Genomic DNA, 19,681 nt, shown 5'->3' on the forward strand with positions numbered 1-19,681 from the left:
TGATGTAGTAGCTGTCCAGGGCAAGCGGCCACTGGTTTAATTAGCTTACGGCCCGTTTGTCTTCCGAAATTCATTCGGCCTGACGCACCTAAGCTTCTGTGGGCACAAACGGCTGCATAGAAAGTGAATCAACACATCGGCTCGTTGCCTTGAAAGGTGCCGCATGAGTAGACTCTTTCGGAACACCGCACGCATGCCCGGGAACGGCCAGCCGTATTATCCGGCACTATTGTAATGTAGCCCATACGGCAGATCCTATGGCCATCGATGGACGTTATGCGCCCACACGCCCGATTACTTGCGATAAGGGGCCGCAGGCTTCTCAGCAGGCAATTGATTTCGTGCAATGCTCTTACCTGGGCCTCGACAGCCATCCGTTGGTCGTCGCTGGAGCGATCGAAGCAATTGAGGTGCAACGGTCATCACATTGGTCCTGCGCCCGAAAGCATCTCATCTCCAATCTTCTTGAACAACTGGAAGAGACCCTCTCCGAGATGTTTTGCGTACGTGCTATACTTTCCTCCAGTCTGCTGCTCGCCAACTTAGGAGCGATCCGCATCCTTGCTTCCGGCCGGCTGACAGGCGGAAGAAAGCCGATTGTTGTGTTTGATTGCTTGTTGCACGGCTCTCTGGTCTGTTACAAGTCGATCGTCGCTGACGAAACCCGCGTGGAAACAATTGGCCACAATGACATCGGCGCTCTCGAACGATTGTGCCGCGAGAATCCCGCGGTGGTCTATGTATGTGACGATATTTACTCGCAAAGAGGACATTCGCTACTAACTGAATTGCGTCAGCTTCAGGAACGCTATGGGCTGTTTCTCCATATCAGCGACGCTCACGGCGTATCGATCTTTGGACGACAAGGCGAAGGGCTTGCTCGCTCTCAGTTTCCGGAAATGCTCGGCGATCGAACATGCATAGCGGCCTCGCTGGCCGAGGGATTCGGTGCATCTGGCGGCCTGTTGATGCTCGGAACAAGCGCACACGAGGCCTTATTTCGACAGTTCTCCACTATCGAAGGGTTTTCAGAGGCTCCCAATCTGGCCGCAGTTGGCGCGGCACTTGGGTCGTGCACAATTCACCGCTCGGAAGAACTGGGCGAGCGGCAACGGCGACTGGCCCAACGTATCCGCCTCTTTGATGATCGCCTTGCAACCGCCGAGCAAGGCAATTCACTTCCGATTAGAACGATCACCGTTGGGGAGGAGGCCGACGCGATTGGCGCCGCCAGACGGCTTCTCGACAGCGGTTTCTGTACTTCAGTGAAGATCGTCCCAACGCTGGAGGGCGGAACGGCCGGAATTAGAGTGGCTATTTCGTCCGAGCACCAGGCTACCGACATTGAGCGGCTGTGCAATGGCATTTTGGACGCAGTCGTCGAAACAACGGGAAAGCCCTACCCTCTGAGATGATCCATGTTTAGGCATCGATGTAATTAGCTGCAGGCGACAGTAGAATGCATTCGCGGAAGAGGCCAAGATTGTGGGTTGACCAGCATTCGAGTCATTGCAAGTGAAACGGAACTACCCACGACCGAAATACGGTTCAATCCTAGTCGAGTGGTGCCGTCCTCAAGATCTCGACGGCCGTCTCTACGCCTGGCGCAAGCCCGGTAAGGGTTCGTGCGACCTCCTATGCCGTAAAAGCGGTTTCTCAAGCATGAGGAAATCTATCTCAAAGCTAGGCCGACTAAGAGGCCAAGGCAGGAACCACAACCTGGATCGCTTTCTACAATGGTCTCGGCTTCACCGGGCACAGCTCCCTTGGGAAGGCACGCCGAGATAACCCCGCCTGCGGTCGCGGATAGGCTATGATTGGCACTGCGGACAATGCTCGTCGGCCACTTCTACATACACATGGCGACGACTCGGCCTTCGTTTGCGAACGCGCCTAATTACTTCAGGCTGCTAGCTCTCCTGCGAATCAGTATCGGCTACGCCAGGCGCCTCTTTAAAATAGGAAACACAATTATCTCACCAGAGTAGGTAGTTCGCCGACTTGTCTAAATGGGGTACGAACAAAAAGTACTCTCGTTTGAAGGACGACTGATCGCCAGGACAGGCGAACCAATGAGCAGCATTGGTCAATTCTTGGGAGCGTCAAACGTGTGAGCCACCTCTCAAAAACTGCAATAACGACGGCAATCTAATCACGAGCCGCGCATCCTAAACTAGGTGCGCGCTGCCCATATCGAGCAGTCCGCAACGGCCGCGCCCAATCGACATGGTGGCCTCAGGAAGTGTTGCCGTCGTTCCAAAGCGGGTCTTTTTCTCTCTAAGCCTCGAGGTTTTTCCCATGATAATGCGCCCAGCAAAAATGAATACAGACTCGAAGGAGCGTGCCGCAAGTGCATTGCGTAAAGTCGAGGCGCTGGAAGCCGCTTATAAGACCATCACCATCGGTCAGTTGGTTTCAATGCGGGCAAAGACGCACGGATCGACCATAGCAATCGATGTCTTCGAGCGCGGTGAACGCGCGACGTATATGGAGATGGACCGATCATCTAACAAATATGCGAATGCGTTGCGTGCACTCGGCGTTCGCAAAGGGGATCGCATCGGTGTGATGCTTCCCAATCGCATCGAGTATCCGATCCTGTGGTTCGCGATCGCGAAGCTTGGTGCAGTCATGGTTCCGATCAACATGCGGTACACGCGAAGGGAGATTGAGTATGTTCTCAGCGATACACAGGCCAGGTTCGCCGTTGTGGACCAAGGGGTATGGTCAGTGTTCTCGTCTATGGAGCCTTGGCCCCAAAACCTTGCCAAGGAAAGGGTAGTTCTCGCGGGACAGCCTTCCTGCAGGATATCCAATACTATCGCTGGATTACTCGAGGGCACCGACGACTCGTTGGTCGAGGAGGATGTCGGCCCTGACGATTTGTTGAACATTCAATATACGTCCGGGACAACCGGTTTTCCCAAAGGATGCATGTTGACCCATGACTACTGGGGCGTGTTTTCGTATCAAGGGATGTGCTGGGACGACGGGCCGTACCAAAGATATCTGTCTGCGCAGCCATTCTTCTATGTCGATCCGCCGGTGCATCTTCTGAGATCGTATCGACAGGGCGGCACGCTCTACCTAGCTCCTCAACTTAGCGCGACACGCTTCTTTTGTTGGGTCAAGCAGCATCGCATAGAGTGGTGTCAGATTCCCGAGTTGATAGCGCGCGAGGCGGAGGCCGCCAACGAAGACGGGGCGACCTGCTTGAAGCAAATCCTGAATTGGGGCTGGAGCCCTGATACAGTGCGCCAATTCCGGAAACGATTTCGAGTGCGGACCGAGGAAGCGTACGGGATGACGGAGATCGGTTTCGCCACACGAATGACTAACCAGCTTGACGAGTTGGCATGTTCAGGTTCGGTGGGGATACGCGCGCCATTTCGGTCGCTGCGGCTAATGAACGAGGATGGCAACTCCACTCGAATCGGCGAAGTCGGTGAACTGTGGGTAACCGGGCGCGGGATCCTCAAGGGCTATTGGAATGCCCCGGAAGCAAATGCCGCTTCGTTTGAAGGCGAATGGTTTAAGACTGGTGATCTGATGCGTCGCGATGAGCTTGGGTGTTATTGGCTCGTGGGGCGCACGAAGGACATGATCCGCCGCTCAAGTGAGAACATCGCTGCAAGAGAGGTCGAGGCGGTCATTCGCGAAATTCCCGAGATCGCGGACGTGGCCGCCGTGCCGGTTCGCGATTCGAAGCGAGGAGAGGAAGTCAAGATTTTCGTCGAACTGAGAGGAGACGTCGCGTCAGAGAGTCTAACCATAGAGCGCATTATCGATCATGCGCGCGCGCACCTTGCGGCGTTTAAGGTGCCTCGGTACATTGCCTTTACGCAGACGCTTCCTAGAGCCATCTCCAGCAATAAAGTGCTCAAACGTGAACTGATGGCCGCCGGTGATCCACTTTCTGGGGCTTATGACACCAAAGAGAAGCGCTGGTTGTGAAACCGATTAACACGCTTGTTCTCGCACGTATGCACTCTCCACTTGCTATCGGAAGCGAGCAGGTTTGACGAGGCGTCAACTTTCCAAGACGCCCGACAACTGCCATCAAAGTAGGTAGCTGTCGATCCATAACAGAGCCGGCTCCGCAAATCTGAACAGGGCGATAAGTGGAGTTTCTGCCTGACGGCGGGCAAGATTGGCCCGCGAATCAGGAGAGACGATGAGCAGACGAGCACGCCGGAACCACACCCCGGCTTTCAAGGCGAAGGTGGCGCCTGCGCCGTCAAGGGCGATCGAACTCTGGCTCAATTGGCGGAGCAGTTCGACGTGCATCCCAATCAGATCACGTCGTGGAAAGCCCAGCTTGAGGGCGGGGCCGCCGATGTGTTCGGGCCAGGGGGCGGCAGCGCCGCGGCGGCGTTACCCGCCATCGATGTGAAGTCGCAGCACGCCAAGATCGGCGAGCTGACGCTGGAGAACGATTTTTTAGAGGGCGCGCTCACCAAGGCCGGATTGCTGAGCGCAAGACGATGATCGACCGTGAGCACGATCTGTCGATCACCAGGCAGGCGGAAGTTTTGAAGATCAGCCGCAGCAGCGTCTATTATCTGCCGCGTCCGGTGTCGCCCGACGACATCGCGACAATGCGACGGCTCGACCGGTTGCATCTGGAGTTCCCGTTCGCCGGTTCGCGGATGTTGAGAGGCCTGCTGGCTGCCGAGGGGTGCAAGATCGGCCGCCGGCATGTCAAAACGCTGATGCGGCGGATGGGGGTAGAGGCGCTGTACCGCCGTCCGCGCACTACCAAGCCTGAGCCTGGGCGCAAGATCTATCCGTATCTGCTACGCGGCATGGAGATCACACGCCCGAACCAGGTCTGGGCGATGGATATCACCTAACTCCCGATGGCGCGCGGCTTCGTGTACCTCGCTGTCGTGCTGGACTGGGCGACCCTCCGGGTTCCGTCGTGGCGGCTGTCGATCACGATGGAGGCGGCGTTCACCGACGTGCTTGTCAACAACGGCATTGCGATCAGCATACCGTCCTGGAGTCGCGGCCTGGCTTGCTCGCGTGGCAAGCGAAGCCCGCAAGACACAGAACAAAGCCCCCACGATCTGCGAATGCATTCATGCCCGATGGCGGAACTGGGACCTCAGGCAATTGACCGTGCGCGGCATCGAGAAGGTCCGTGCCGTCGTGCTCTGATACGCCATCACCAACAACTGCACCGCCTCGCAAAAGCATAGATCACAGAAGCATATCCGATGACCTGACCCGCTGGCTTCGACATCAAAGGGGCATTAACGCCCCTCGGTCTCGAATGCCGAACTAAAAACGATTTGGCTCACAGGCGCCACGATCACACAGAACTCCGAAGATGAGATTGGTTGGGCCATCACTCATTTCCGGCCCTTCAAGGCACAGCTTAATCGTATCGTCTTGCGGTCAAGCTCGGAACGAGCGTATCGGCACCCCGATTCGATAGTCATTTATCGAACCAAGTGCAAGCCGGCGTCCATGCGTACACACTCACCAGTCATATGGCTCGAAGCGGAACTCGCCAAAAAATGGACGAGGTGCGCGATGTCCATGGCACTAGAGACGATCTTCAGCGCGGCCTTCTCAGTTATCGCATCTCGGACTTCCTTGGCCCGCGCTTCGCCACATCCCTTGGCATACCAAGACGTGTCAATATAGCCTGGACAAACTGTGTTGACGCGGATAGCGGGCGCGAGGGCTTTGGCCAGCGACAAGGTCATGACGTTCAGCGCACCCTTGCTCGCGACATACGCTAACGACGACCCATCGCCGTTTATTCCTGCGACTGAGGAGATGTTGACCACCGCGGCTGTAACGCCGCAGGCTTGGACGTTGGCTTCCAACAACGATCGTGCCGCACGAATCATTTGATATGGCCCGATGGTGTTTACCGCGTAAATCTGCTGAAAGTCATCAGCCGATAATCCCTCCAGAGTATGATGCGGCACGTGTTTGGTGATGCCGGCGTTATTGATAAGTACATCGAGCTTTCCCCAACTAGCCGCAGCGGCAACTATCCTGTTGCAATCCTGATCACGCGACACGTCGCCCTGCACAACCAAGACCTCAGCGGCGCCAGCATTGCGGCACGCTTCGGCGGTCGCTTCGGCATCTTTTCGGTTACTGGAATAGTTGATCACAAGGCGGGCACCGTCCGCGGCAAGTAGACGCGCACTTGCGGCCCCAAGTCCCGACGCCGAACCCGTCACAATCGCACACAAGTCATACTCTGCCATCGTTGATGCCCTCATCGCGCAAGCTTTCGGTTAATTCGGCGCCCGAATAGCGGGCTCGCCATCATCATGCGCCGAAGTAACTCTCTTTGTGTATCTGTCGGCTTTTCGCTCGCTCGAAGCAAAGCTAAAGCATTGCCACGCAGCTTTGCAGCTACCGAATTAAATAGGATGTAGCACCTCAGGGTATAGGATGTACCAATGGTGCTGTGTCGCGCCCAAACCGTTCCGATGGACCAAAACCGCCGATGAGTTGAGAGCCCGGATCGGGCTGACCTGGGACGTCGCCATTTTCCAACCCGCCACTCTGGATTACCGTCCTTGTAACGCATGCCATGACTGGGTAATGTGCTGGTACTCCGCCCGATTGCGCAGCATCGCCTGGATCTTCTCGAGGTCTCTCATCGATTAGCCTAGGTACTTTTCCTTCACCACAGTCCTCCAGGTTCGTTCCACGACACGGGGATTCTAGTGGCCACTGTCCCGTTGTTTGGGATACCTTCTGCCAAGTCCTGCCATAGACAAGGCGCCTACATAAGCCGGGTTCTTAAGGACATCATCGCTGCCGATAGTTGCCATGGCGGTCGCTGCGAGGCGAGTGCCAGGCCGTGGTAAGCAAAGGTCCGCATCACGTGCGCGCCCATCCACACCTTCAAGAGGTCTCGAACAGCAGCAACAGTGTGCCGGTACTTCGAGACTGGCGTCCTTGATGAGCACTTCAGAAGGATCGCGAACGAGAGGGCAAGTCGCTCCGTTCCGATTTCGCCAGGAACCGCTCGTCATCTGGTTCTTGATAATGTGCAATTCCAACTCTGAGATCGTGCCCTTCAGGCCGAGCGGCAGGTCGGCCATTGTCGGCTCTACGACGTCCGCTTCTTCGAAGGTGGCCAGGTCATCGTCACTCTTTATGGGTATATTCCGATGCCATGACTCGAGCGCCCTGGCTGGCGGGCTCCGCAACTGAGTTGACGACAGCGAAGCGCGGTTGATCCAACAGATTTGGGGTTGCCGCATCTTAGGACAATCCATATGCGGTTCCCTTACCCGAGAGCGGGTGCTGATCAATGGGCCTACGGCTTGTGATCGCCGCGGCAGCAGTCGCCTGCGCAAGCTCGGCAACACTGTGGCCGCACACTAGAAGTGACGCCGAGCCGGCGGAAGGTGACCGAGAGTATTCAGGAGAGGTTCTCGTACCGCCATTGCGAGAGGCTCAGTCAAGCCCCCGGCGCCCTAGCCAGCATCGACCGCTGAGTCGCAGGCCGAGCACTACGCATTGTCGATCATCACGGATGCCGTGAGATCAGTCTGTGCGGGGGGCGCTCGATCCTGCGCCTGGCAAGGCCCATGTGATGGCCGCCGATCGCTTTCGACGCGATGTTTCGACACCGCCGGTGCTGCCGAGGAAGGACAGACACAGACCGATGCCGGGATTTACGCCCGGCAGCGATACTCTACTACTCACGTGACTGAGCATCGCCGTGTGCATCTGGACCGCTATGCCGGCATCCTGCACGCCAACGCGGATGACGGCCCGAGCTCCTTGCAGCTGGAATCAGCGACTGACTTATCATCTGCGCTCTAGTCAACTCTCAAGGTTAACAATTGAACGGATTGCATGAGCATGCCACCAATTGGTAGGCGTCAGGTTTGCCAAAAAGCTCCTCGCGGAGTTCGCGATGTCAATCGACCAGTTATTGTCGCCAGCGGTCATTAACAATGCTTTTAGCTTGTCTGCCTGGACCAACAGCGATCGGCGCCGATCGCATTTTGCGTCGAACTCGTCAATTGCATACTCGGCCGTCAAGCTAATGCTACTCATGCTTCACCGATGTCGCAAATGCCAACCGTCAAGGCGCTCTCGACCCAGAAGAGCGGCTGCTTCCCCGAACATATCTTCCGAAACGCGCTTCAGCCCAAAGGACGACAGCCATGACTACACTTTACGAGAATGGCAGATTGCCCAGTACCCTATCTTCCCGGCTGACGCTCCCCCTGATCGCCGCGCCCATGGCCGATGTCTCGGGGGTGGACCTTGTGACTACCGTCTGCCGTTCGGGAATCATCGGCGCGTTTCCCACCACCAACGCCCGATCGGTTGAGGAGCTCGATCAATGGCTAGCCCGGATTGAACATGATCTCGCAAAGTTGGACCAGCCTGTCGCGCCGCACTGCCCAACACTCATGATCCGTCACCGACGGTTCAAGGATGATCTTGCCTGTATTGTACGTCACAGGGTGGAAATTGCCATCACCAGCGTGGGATCGCCGGCTGCTGCAGTCGATGCCTTGCACGAAATCGGCTGTCTCGTGCTCGCCGATATTGCCTCGCTGCACCATGCTGAGAAAGCCATCGAAGCCGGAGCGGACGGCTTGATTTTGCTGGCCGCCGGCGCGGGAGGCCATACCGGGTGGGCCAATCCGTTTGCGTTTGTTCGCTCAGTCCGCGCCATATTCGATGGTCCAATTGTACTTGCCGGCGGCATCACAGATGGCATTTCACTAGCGGCAGCGCAGATGCTTGGCTGCGATCTCGCTTGCATGGGTACTCGCTTCATCGCCACCAGGGAAAGCATGGCTAGCGCCACCTATCGGCAGATGTTGCTCGAAAGCACGCTTGATGACATCATCTTAACCAGCGCATTTTGGGGACTCAATGCGAACGTGCTGCGGAGTTCAATTGTCGCGGTAGGTCTCGATCCTTCAAAACTTGACGAGTCAGTGTCCGAAAGGCATGCAATGCAAAGATGTGGCAGTATCAGGTCTGGCGAAGGTCCGCCGCGTTGGGACAATATCTGGTGTGCTGGTCATTCAGTGTCGGGGGTGCGCTCAATCATGGGTGCTGCCGACCTCGTCAAGGAAATCGCAGGAGAGTACGAGGCGGCACTGGCGAACGCCGTTTGCACGCGTATGTGGCCAGCACAACGCTAAAGTGTAAGTCCCCTCTAGGGCCTTGGGCAAACATTTCGAACGTGCATTTGGGCGCGAGATAGCCCGACTGGTGGTCGAGGTCGCATCTAGGTGGTTTAGCAGCCACGAGGTACCCTCGGGAAAACGGCGCGCCAAGTAGACGGACCCTAAAGTGATTTTCTGCGTTGCCGACGTCCGAACCGGCTCATCGCTTCTCGTTTCCTGCATCTCAGAGCGATCGACGGAGTCCGCCAATGAGGCACGTTGTTCGATGAGGGTATAGGAAGCGGATGCCTGTTCTTTTGAAGAGATCTCGGCTCTGTTCGCGTTGCACGATATAGTCGGGCTGCACCCGTCTGTGCTTACACGAATAGGCTCCAAGCCGCTAAACCTTTTTGTGCGTCTGGCGCGGGACCTGCGGAAAAATATCGATGGCGACAATGGGCACCGAACTCCGTGAGGAACGGCAATTTACAAATGGAAGAGGTTCTCAGCATGGCTAGTCCGGCGATCGCTAAACCGAGCGGCAGACAAAGAGCAGCGCGAGGAGTGCGGCCTCCGCTGAGGCAATCTCGTTGCGCATACCTCACTCAGGGGAGCGTTTCCGTCGGGCCATGACATGGATACGGCTGCCCCCGTGGACAGCGTTCGATCGCGCAGGGAAGGCGAACATAATCCTTGCTCGGCCGCAGCGGCCCGCTGACCTCAAGTTCTTTCCAGAGGCCCTCGATCGGTAATCAGCATCGCGTTGCCTCGGCTCATCCTTCGGGCAAATCGTCCAACCAGCAGGCATTCTCGACGTACGGCCGGGAAAATATCTTTCCAATCTTTTCGGGAGCCTTATTTTGATGATATCGCATGTACACCCGGCCATCATCTCCCAGGTCCAGGATCTCGATTTTTCCTGTGCAATGCGACATAATGTATTTGAATGTTTTTTGGATACCGCTGAGACGTTGGTTGATGCTGCGCGTAATCTCTATTCCACGACGCAATGCAACCTGAAAGTGTGACGCGCCCTTCACTGGCCTGCCCTGAAAAAGATAGTAAGGGCGCACTCCAATTTGGTGACATCTTGCGAATGTCGCCGCCAAGATCTCGGGATCATCGTTGACTTTCGCAAGGAGCACGGACTGATTGAGGAACTGCACTTCCTGTGCACGCAAAGAACGAATTCTGCGTTCTGCGTCGACCGAGATCTCACCGATGTGATCGAAATGTGTGACGATTGTCGCTGTCTTGCCTGTTTGATGGATTCTTTGGAACAAAGACGAAAGAGCGGAATCCTCGAACCGCTTGGGCTCATAGGCAACCATTTTTGTGCCGAATCGAATGGAATCCAGATGTGCGATTGGCAGCAAGTGATCAACAATCTCATTGAGCTTGGCGGTGCTGAGCACGAACGGGTCCCCTCCCGATAGCAGCACGTTCGTCATCTCGGGATGCCGGCCGATATATTGCGCAACCTGAGCGAAATCAGGCGCAATTTCATCAGAGTCCTTACCGACCATGCGCTTGCGAAAGCAGTACCGGCAATATGAAGCGCAACGGTTCGTTACTAGCAACAACCCGGTCTGAGCGTACTTATGCTGGAGACCAGGCACGACCGTGTTGGCGTGCTCCCCGCTCGTATCTAAGCTGCCGGGACTCTCGAACTCCTCAAGTGACGGCTCCACAACCCGTCTAAGCTGCTCGTAGTAACCACTTTTGGTAATTTGTTTGCTATAGAAACTTGTGACGTGATGACGCGTGATGTTGTTGGCCTGCAGCTCACCCTCGGTAACGGCGCGCGTCCCTTCGATAAATTTCATGACCTGTCCTCTAGGATGCCGAATTGGCTATAGTTGTCGCTGCGGCTACCTGGCTGCTATCGTGACGAACTGACTCCATAGCCGGCTGGCGAGATAGTCGGCTGGCGAGCTATTCGCCAATGGTACAGCATCACTAATGTGCGGAAACCTACCTACTTTGGTGAGAAATATAGGACTCGATATTGAGGAGGTAGTGTTTGGAAGCGAGCATAGAACGGAGGAAAAGAGTTCCGGAACGGTAGCACGGCCGGTTCGCACGCTTGCGAAACTGTCGGCGGCTAGGTCCGACGGACCGGCCGCACGCTAATCACCAACAAGGCGGCGCGCAATGTAAGGTCATCAATGTGCGCTATCAAGAAGGGACACGCCTGAGATCAGGATGCAGAGATGCCGCTCTATTTCACCCGCGATTCCGGAATGATGTCACCCGTCATTGAGAGATTGTCGCGCCCAACATTCCTGAATAGTGTCGCTTCGGGGTAACTAATAGGCCTCTTCTGGCTCCGCTACGATCCCGCCTTTCGGCCTTGCAAGGGGAACCACGAGGAGGGCTGCGATGCGCCCTGTGCGAACAGCCGAGTTTCCAGCGACGGATCGCTAACGTCATCGGGCAACGGCCAGGTTAGCCCCGATGCGCGAGTAACAACGTGTCGCAGAGCGGTACTGAGCTTCGGTGGATCGCGCGCAAAAGCCCAAGCATGTCGGCGGCGGCAAGCTATCGTCGACCATGCCAGCGATGGCGCGTCGATAGTGATTTGACCGGCGCACCGGCGGAAGGTGCGGTGGTGCACCGCCCGAGCAGTCAACGATCGATCAACAGGACCACTTGGCCGACCCTTCGCCTTGCCCTGCGGCCGTCGTGGCCTGGCGGGCAGAACGCGCTGCTGTAATGCTTCGCCACGCCTGTAGCTGCGATTGATCCCAAGATCGCAAAGCCGACCTTGATCACTTCGACTTTGGTATTGTCACGCACCAGCAGCGCCACGCTGCTGACAGCCTCAAGGCGATCCGATCAGCCAGCCTCGGTGTCCAGGCGACCGCTGTCCATCCTACAGTAGAGTAGATCGCGAGCGAGCTTGGCGGGACCGCTATTCGCGGTCCTGAGAGTTGTCGCCTAATCGGTCGCTCTATTTGAGCCGGATCATCCACTCGGCGATCCCTGGAATACATGCTCAAACGCTGGAGAGCGCTCACCTGCTTCCTTCGACGGCCGTATCTGTCTTTCGAACGACGCCGCCGAACGCGGCGTGAGCGGAATCGCCCTGGGGCGGAAATCCTGGTTGTTTCGCGGTCCGATCGCGGACGGCAATCGTCCAGCATTGATGTAAAGCCTCATCGTCTCGATCAAGATGAACCACGTCGAAAACGGCCAGGCTGACGTCCGGCTCGCATCGCGGCACGTCCAGTCCAAAGCGCTCGACGAACTCCTTCCGCGGATTTGGCCGACCATGGCGCGTCCACCACCACCGCTCGCGCCCCGCGCTTTCATAAACCCGCGCCCGCTCAGTTGTGGACTCTCAACGCGAGTTTCTGGCGCACCTCGTCTGCGCTCATTACCCGCACGCCCATCCTTACGAGAATTTCCACAGCCCGCCGGACGAGCGCGGCGTTAGTCGCGAGCTGCCCGCGCGAGAGATAGAGATTGTCTTCTAGCCCTACCCGTACGTTTGCGCCGACCAACGGAGCCAACGCCGCATATGGAAGCTGCATCCGCCCGATCGAAAAGGCCGAGTAGATTGCTTGAGGCGGAATCCGGTGCACCAGCGTCATGAGCGTGGTCAGATCGTCAGGTGCGCCGTACCGAATTCCCATGCACAGCTGGATCAAGGCGGGATCCTCGATTACCCCCTCCTCGACTAAATCGCGCACTAGCACCAACTGACCGGTATCGAATACCTCGAGTTCCGGACGCACGCCTAGCTCCTTCACACGTGCGGCCATCACGCGTAGCGTCCCCGCGGTGTTGACCATGATGTATTGGCTGCGCGCGCCCCAATTCATCGTCCCGCAATCCAGAGTGCAGATTTCTGGACGCAACTCCTCTACATGCACCAGTCGCTCAAGCGCACCCGCCATATCCGTCCCCGCGGGGTTCGGCGGCAGAGGAGACTGCGGTTCACCTAGCACGAGGTCTCCGCCCATCCCGGCGGTCAGGTTAATCACCGGATTCACGTCCGACTTTCGAATCCGCTGCACCACCGCCCTATATAGGGCCGGATCTCGGGCGCCGCGCCGGGTTTCAAGATCACGCACGTGAATGTGAACCACTGCCGCGCCTTCCCGTGCCGCTTCAATAGCCGAATCGGCGATCTGCTCCGGGGTCACCGGCACATGCGGGCTGTGCTCCACCGAACTTCCAGACCCTGTGACCGCACAGGTGATAAACACCTCAGAAATCATCATGAACTTCTCCTTTGCCCAGCACCACACCAGACCGCACGAACAATCGCTCCGCCTTCTAATTCACCCTCTTCGCCTCCAGACATAAGCAGCACGACATAAACAGAAACAGCCGCGGCTATCGATGGGCGCAACTGCAACCTAGTCGCGGCCGCATTCATCATTCAAGCAATCGACGTGCCGTTTACGGAATCCCTGCCCGGTTTGCCAATGAGAGAAACAGACGTTTAGCAAACAGCCTGGACGCGAAGCTTCGGCTCCGATCGGTGCGGCCAGCGACTGGCCTCGATACGAGAGCCTCTTCACCCCACCTTTGAGCTAGCCCGTCGCCGTATTCGCCCGCAGTGCAGCAGCATCTCCTCGCGCTCCGGTGCTACGCCAGATTCAATGTTGGACGCACGACTCGCTCGCCAGTTGGCGCGCCATCGCCACATCTTTGTCATCACGCATACAAATGACTACTGATTCAATTGTCCAGTTTCTGACACCGTACGATAATCGTCGAGCGAGGTCGCCCACTTCCGGCGCGCCAATGTTCGGGCTCAGACGCTTAGTGTGCGTAGATGCTGCTGGCACGTTCATTGCCAATCAAATGCTATAACTGCCGGAGAGGAGCGCTGAGTGCATTCAGAAACGCAGCATTTGGATAACTTCAAAATGTCCGGCGGAAAACGGACTCTGAGATCTCTCTTCGAACCGCAGGGAGTTGCCGTGATTGGTGCTTCGCCGAAGCCGAGCCTTGCCAAAAGCATCCTTAACAACGTTGTCTCCTTCGGATTCGACGGAAACATTGCTGCTGTGAACCCAAACTATACGAGCATTGATGACATCGATTGTTACAAGTCCATCGCAGACGTTCCGTTTCAGGTCGATCTGGCCGTGTTATGCGTTCGAGCCGAGAAAGTTCTCTCTGTGTTAGAGGAATGCAAGCGAAAGTCGGTGGGAGCCGCGCAGATCATCTCTAGCGGTTTCGCGGAACTCGACTCGGAGGAGGGTCGCGCAAGGCAACAACAAGTTCAGCGCTGGGCCGAAGAGTCGTCCACAACAATTGTTATCGGGCCCAACACATACGGGGTCATTAATCTGCACCGGCCAATAGTTGCCGTTGGCGACAGCAAGATCGCCAAGGTAGTCGCGGGATGCGTTAGTGGCGTCTTTCAGAGCGGTCAGATGGTTACCATGATGCACCCGTTGATGAGCAGAGGCATTGGGATTAGCAAGATCGTGACGACTGGCAACGAAGTCAGCGCAACAACAGCCGAACTAATCAACTTCTTCGCTGACGATCCCCAAACAGCTGTCATCGTCAGTTATTGCGAAGGCATTAACGATCCAGAATGCTTTGCCATTGCCTGTAAACGCGCGCGGAAACAAGGCAAGCCGATTATCATGTTGCGCGTCGGGGCACATCCCGAGGTGCAAGAGGGCATCAGTCGACATACGGCGACACGAGGCGCGGACAGCTACAGACAAGACATCCGTTTCCTGGAAGATCTGGGTGTGATTGCCGTTCATTCAGTCGAGGACTTAATCGAAACCGTCGTAGCTTTCAACGCCTGTCCTAAACCGCAGGGCAATCGCATCGCTTTTGTAAGTTTTTCTGGGGGAATGGGCAATATAGTGGCCGATTCGATCCTATCGACGCCGGGGCTGAAGCTCGCTTCCTTTTCCCATCGGTTGCGCGAAGAGCTGGCGGACGTGCTTCCGAGATTCGCGAACGCCTTTAATCCCCTAGATCTGAGTGCTCAGAGCGCATTTGATGCCAAGATTCTGACGAGTTGCATAGAAGTACTCGGACAGAGCGATGAGTTTGACATCCTTCTCTGGGGCAAGGACTTGCCGATGAGCATCGAGGACAATTCCGCGGTTGGTCTCGCACTGAGGAAGCTAATGGCACAACATCCTAGAATCGTTGTCATTCCCATGTCGCAGATGAATGGAATCTGTCAAGGCGGGGAGATCGATGGAAGCCCGCCCATGTTCGCTGGCCGAGCCCTCTTGCAAGGCACTGCCGGCTCGATTCGAGCTTTAGGCAAAGTAATCGGGTGGCATGGGGCAAGTTCGATAACTGCGTAAATGAAGATTACCTTGGAGGCGCCGCACCAAGCTTGAGTGACCTAACGCCCTATTCAGTCGCTCGAAAAGACCTGACTAGTCGTCGGTGAAGAACTCGGACTCCTGAGGTGAATTGCGATCGAGCGGCAAGCTGGATGAGGATTTGGAGCAGCAAGAGCACCAGCCACTGGATGAGGCGGCGGAAGTTCAGCCTGCGGCGCCGAGAACGGCGTTGTGGCATAGCCGCCAGAGATAGTTTCGGCCCATCCGATGTTCGGATTTGAGATGCCGATGACGGGTTCGACGGCCGGGCGACGGCGAAGATCACGCCCAATCTGTTGGGTTACGCGCCTGAATGAACACACTGAACTTGTATTCGGCTGGTGCATTGTGGCCGCGATAGCCTTTGTCGAGAACGAGACGCTCGATGATGTTGCCGGTGAGCGCCTCTATGGTAAGGCCGTATGTCCGCCTCTTCCGGTGAGGTGGCTCGCCCTACACTGCGCGTCCGAGGGTTGTCGGGCGTACCGAGCCGATCCTCATCACAGGAGGACGAGCCGTGGCAGATTATAGGGAAGCATTTGTCGGAATCGGCGTCGCGAAGCTAAAAAACGCCATCGCGATCGCGGAAACAGGCCGGGAAGGAGAGGTTCGCTTCTTCGAGGTCGACGCGTCGGCGACCGGCATGCGCCGGGTCGTTGAACGGATCGCCAGCCGGTTTGATGGTACGCGCCGGCGAGCTGACGGCGGTAATGAAGGCCACGAAGCGATGCGCGATCTCGTCCACGCCCGAGCGGCGGCGGTTGAGGCGCTGCGGGTCCACCGCCAACAGGTGAGCGCCTTCATGCTCAAGCACGGGCTCATCTATCCCCGCAAGAAGGGATGGACGATGCGCTATCTGCGCTGGCTTCAGGAACAGCAGTTCGATCATCCCGCGCATCAGATCGCGGTCCAGGAAATGGTCGAAGCGGTTCGCATCGCCAGGGAGCGGATCGAACGTCTGGAGCGCACGATCGAAGAGTTCGTCTCGGCCTGCTCTTTGGAGCCGCTCGTGCGGGCGCTTCAAACACTGCAAGGTATCGATCTAATTGTCGCAGTGACATTTGCCACCGAGGTTGGTGACGTGAGCCGTTTTGAGACCTCACGTCAGCTCATGGGCTATCTCGGCCTGGTGCCGGGCGAGCGATCGACCGGGGAGACGGTCAGGCGTGGCGGCATCACTAAGGCCCGTTGCGTTCGCCACATGCGGTCGAGAGCGCCTGGACGTATCGGCATCCGCCGAAGATCGGAAAGACAAAGCTATATCGGCTCGAGCAGGCATCGCCAGCGGCGCGAGAGATCGCATGGAAGGCGCAGACCCGCCTGACTGCTCGCTACCGAAAGCTCGCTTCACGACGGTAGTCTGCACTGCTATCGCCCGTGAACTGGTCGGCTTCATGCGGGCGGTCGCCAGGCAAGTACAATCAGCCTGATCAGGCCCTCTCATCATCGCGCATTTGCGGAGGCGGGACAACGGTAGAGGGAATGCCCGTCAGACGTGTCAATTGGCCCTCTAATTGCGGTTTGTTGTCAAGCTACCATTCTTCCTCTCTCCAGTGACATGCCGGTAGCGATTGCTCCGTCGGAGCTGGTCAGGTTGCGGAGACGGAGCGATCGCGGATGGCGAGACGATTGCCTAGTGGGATTGGCAATCGACGTCGTTGGCGGCTTCAACGGGGTGGGTTGATGTCGTAGCTGGGGTCATGGTCCTTTCCGAGGTCGCGAGCGCCTCATGATGATGTCCGGATCGGGCGCCTCAACGTTTGCAGCGGAGTGCGGTCGAACCGCCACCAGCCGAGTGACCGAGGTCACCACGACCACCGTCCCAGCGGGACATCGCCAGTCCGGCGGACCGGACCAGGAACTTGCGAGCAAATATCAGATTGGCTTCGGCTGGCCCCAGTCGAACGATGTGCCATCGACCCAGATGCAGTGGAGAATCACGGCGATCTTTCGGGCGATGGCGACCTTTGCCTTCTTCATGCCGATCCGCTTGGCGAGCTTGCTTCATGCCCCAGGGCTTTAGGGAAGACCACTTTTTGGTTCGATAAAGAAGGACAGTGGCAGCCTCGAACAAGTAAGTTCGGAGAAGCCGGTCGCCCCATCGAGATATCTTTCCGTTGGTGTCGGTTTCGCCGGATTGGCTGCGCCTCGGCGTAAGGCCTAGGTAGGCGCCGACCGCCGAAGCCGATCGGAAGCGCGAGGGGTCATCGATCGTGTGGCGGAACGTTAGGGCCGTCACGACACCGACCCCCGGGACCGTCATCAGGCGACGCGTCGTCTCGTCCAGCTTTGCCAACCGGCGGACCTCGTTGTCGAACTTACCTTGTTGTTGACAAACGTTCTCATGGATCGAGAGCAGCGGCGATATCACGCTGAGAAGCAAATGATTGACGCCCAAGAGTTCGCTGACCTGGTTGCGGAACTGTTGGCCGATCGCGCGAGGGAATAGCAATCCACATTCCTTGATCAAGCTGCGAACCAGGTTCTCGATGTCTCGGCGCATGGACACTAGCCGAGATCTGGCGACAAGGATCGCTCGGATCTTCTTGCTTTCCTCACTTTTGACTTTGACCTCTCGATACCATCCAACCCGCACCAGTTCGGCAAGGCCTCGCGCATCATTCTGATCGCTCTTATTCATTCGGACCGACAAAGCTGCGTGCGCATGCCGAGCGTCGACGCAGACCACCGGCAGCTCAACCCTGCGGAGTTCATGCCATAGCCAACTCGCCATCGCACCGGTCTCGAAGCCGATACGCTCGGCATGACGCGCATGTTTACTAAGCAGGTCAGTCAAGGCACCAGGATTAGACTTGGCTTTTCCTTCGAAGATTACTTGACCAGTCTCTTTGACAACGCACACAGCGGTTTCTCTCTGTGAGACATCCAGCCCGACGTACTGCTTCATGGTAGCTCCTTCGAATCATTTGATTGCGAGGGCTCAACGATATCGGAGCTTGTCTGCCACGAGCGCCGACCGCAATTACGTCATCGTTTGCAAATTTGACCCCGCATTGCCTCACTAAAAATGTTACCGGACAACTTCCCTGTCGAGTCTGGGGCGGAGCTGCCGAATCAGTTCGGTGGCGGCCATGGCAGGGAAGATCAGCATGCGCGCAAAGCGCGAGATCACATCCGCGCTGGCCGAGCGTTATCGGTCGAGCGGGCGGCTCGAGAAGGGACGGATCCTAGACGAGCTGTGCGCCGTTACGGGCTGGCATCGCAAGCATGCGGTACGTGCACTTCGGCCACGCGAGACAGTTGGGCCGGACAAGGTCGAGGCACCGCAAGAGCGCAGGCGTAGATATGGCGCGACGGTCAAGGACGCGATGACAGCGCTGTGGGAGGCGTCGGATCGGGTGTGCGGTAAGCGGCTCAAGGTGATGATCCCGACCTTGCTGCCTGCTGCTCTCGAGCAACATGGCCGATTGCAGCTTGGCCAGTCGGACCGTGATCGTGTTCTGGCCATCAGCGCCGCCACCATCGATCGCCTGCTCGTCGATGTGAAGATCGCAGCGAGCGGCGGCAGGCGGCGCCGTGCCGGATTCTATTCGGCAATCCGGCGCGAGGTCCCGATCCGCACGTTCAATGACTGGAACAGCCCGGTGCCCGGCTTCTGCGAGGTCGATATGGTCGCCCGTGGCGGCACGTCGGTGGCTGGCTCGTTCATCCAAACCCTGACGATGGTCAATGTCGCCACCGGCTGGACGGAGTGTCTACCGCTGCTGACGCGGGAAGGTTCGCTGGTCGTCGAGGCGATCAGCCGCGCACAGAGCCTGTTCCCGTGGCTGTTGCGCGACGTGGACTTCGACAACGACAGCGCCTTCATGAACGATGTCGTCGTGCCATGGTGTCGCGAACAGAAGCTCGAAGTGACGCGCTCGCGCGCGTACGAGAAGAACGATCAGGCGTTCGTCGAGCAGAAGAATGGTGCCGTCGTCCGCCGCCTCATGGGCTATGGCCGCTTCGATGGTGTCGAGACGGCGCGTATGATGGGGCGGCTCTATGCGGCGGCACGCCTCTAGTCGCCGGAAGACTCTCCTCCGGTCCTCAACCCGTCACGGCCAACGCCGCTCCACTCTTACTCTCTTGCATCGTCGAGCGCCGGCGCCACGAAATTTCGCTCCCACCGCAGCTTCCGTCAGGGATGAAAGCCCGAAGGGTGAAAACCCGGCAGACCGCCGGGGTTTCAGCGAAGCCGACAGCCCGGTCCCGAAGGGAGACGCCCCTACAGGAGAT

General features: G+C 57.5%; 9 protein-coding genes and 5 pseudogenes. 8 read left to right on the forward strand and 6 right to left on the reverse strand.

Annotated features, from left to right (window positions below; all coding sequences use genetic code 11):
* Positions 1-257: 257 nt before the first annotated feature.
* The 4 genes and pseudogenes from I3J27_RS33550 to I3J27_RS33565 all read left to right on the forward strand — a co-directional run.
* A complete protein-coding gene (locus I3J27_RS33550; protein ID WP_270163148.1) occupies positions 258-1,415 on the forward strand; it encodes an aminotransferase class I/II-fold pyridoxal phosphate-dependent enzyme in 1,158 nt (385 codons plus the stop codon).
* Between the two features lie 904 nt (positions 1,416-2,319).
* Positions 2,320-3,954 (forward strand): class I adenylate-forming enzyme family protein, encoded by a 1,635-nt coding sequence (locus I3J27_RS33555; protein WP_270163149.1) that lies wholly within the window; start codon positions 2,320-2,322, stop codon positions 3,952-3,954.
* 220 nt (positions 3,955-4,174) lie between these two features.
* A pseudogene (locus I3J27_RS33560) lies at positions 4,175-4,985 on the forward strand (IS3 family transposase); the annotation flags it as partial.
* A 13-nt stretch (positions 4,986-4,998) separates the two neighbouring features.
* Positions 4,999-5,160 (forward strand): annotated as a pseudogene (locus I3J27_RS33565) (IS5/IS1182 family transposase); the annotation flags it as partial.
* Between the two features lie 284 nt (positions 5,161-5,444).
* Here the strand turns inward: I3J27_RS33565 and I3J27_RS33570 are convergent.
* Entirely contained in the window at positions 5,445-6,230 is a 786-nt protein-coding gene (locus tag I3J27_RS33570) for an SDR family NAD(P)-dependent oxidoreductase (protein WP_270163150.1), read from the reverse strand.
* 1,926 nt (positions 6,231-8,156) lie between these two features.
* On the opposite strand from I3J27_RS33570, the gene I3J27_RS33575 reads away from it, so the two are divergent.
* Positions 8,157-9,155 (forward strand): NAD(P)H-dependent flavin oxidoreductase, encoded by a 999-nt coding sequence (locus tag I3J27_RS33575; protein WP_270163151.1) that lies wholly within the window; start codon positions 8,157-8,159, stop codon positions 9,153-9,155.
* A gap of 737 nt (positions 9,156-9,892) precedes the next feature.
* Here I3J27_RS33575 and I3J27_RS33580 read toward each other — a convergent pair.
* The 3 genes from I3J27_RS33580 to I3J27_RS33595 form a co-directional block, all read right to left on the reverse strand.
* Positions 9,893-10,945 (reverse strand): KamA family radical SAM protein, encoded by a 1,053-nt coding sequence (locus tag I3J27_RS33580; protein WP_270163152.1) that lies wholly within the window; start codon positions 10,943-10,945, stop codon positions 9,893-9,895.
* A gap of 802 nt (positions 10,946-11,747) precedes the next feature.
* The gene (locus I3J27_RS33585; RefSeq protein WP_270163153.1) at positions 11,748-11,930 is read right to left on the reverse strand and encodes a hypothetical protein; all 183 of its coding nucleotides are present in this window, start codon (positions 11,928-11,930) and stop codon (positions 11,748-11,750) included.
* A 518-nt stretch (positions 11,931-12,448) separates the two neighbouring features.
* Positions 12,449-13,345, reverse strand: coding sequence for a beta-keto acid cleavage family enzyme (locus tag I3J27_RS33595; RefSeq protein ID WP_270172948.1), 897 nt, complete (start codon positions 13,343-13,345; stop codon positions 12,449-12,451).
* A 621-nt stretch (positions 13,346-13,966) separates the two neighbouring features.
* Between I3J27_RS33595 and I3J27_RS33600 the strand changes: the two genes are divergently transcribed.
* Entirely contained in the window at positions 13,967-15,421 is a 1,455-nt protein-coding gene (locus tag I3J27_RS33600; protein ID WP_270163154.1) for a CoA-binding protein, read from the forward strand.
* A 49-nt stretch (positions 15,422-15,470) separates the two neighbouring features.
* Here I3J27_RS33600 and I3J27_RS33605 read toward each other — a convergent pair.
* Positions 15,471-15,853 (reverse strand): annotated as a pseudogene (locus I3J27_RS33605) (hypothetical protein); the annotation flags it as partial.
* A 106-nt stretch (positions 15,854-15,959) separates the two neighbouring features.
* On the opposite strand from I3J27_RS33605, the pseudogene I3J27_RS33610 reads away from it, so the two are divergent.
* Positions 15,960-16,872, forward strand: a pseudogene (locus I3J27_RS33610) (transposase).
* Positions 16,873-17,317: 445 nt separating this feature from the next.
* On the opposite strand, the pseudogene I3J27_RS33615 reads toward I3J27_RS33610, so the two are convergent.
* Positions 17,318-18,350 (reverse strand): annotated as a pseudogene (locus I3J27_RS33615) (IS110 family RNA-guided transposase).
* 184 nt (positions 18,351-18,534) lie between these two features.
* On the opposite strand from I3J27_RS33615, the gene I3J27_RS33620 reads away from it, so the two are divergent.
* Positions 18,535-19,467, forward strand: a complete 933-nt coding sequence (locus I3J27_RS33620; RefSeq protein WP_270163155.1) for a hypothetical protein — start codon at positions 18,535-18,537, stop codon at positions 19,465-19,467.
* Positions 19,468-19,681 lie beyond the last annotated feature (214 nt).

Source organism: Bradyrhizobium xenonodulans (assembly GCF_027594865.1).
Classification (GTDB): Bacteria; Pseudomonadota; Alphaproteobacteria; order Rhizobiales; family Xanthobacteraceae; genus Bradyrhizobium; species Bradyrhizobium xenonodulans.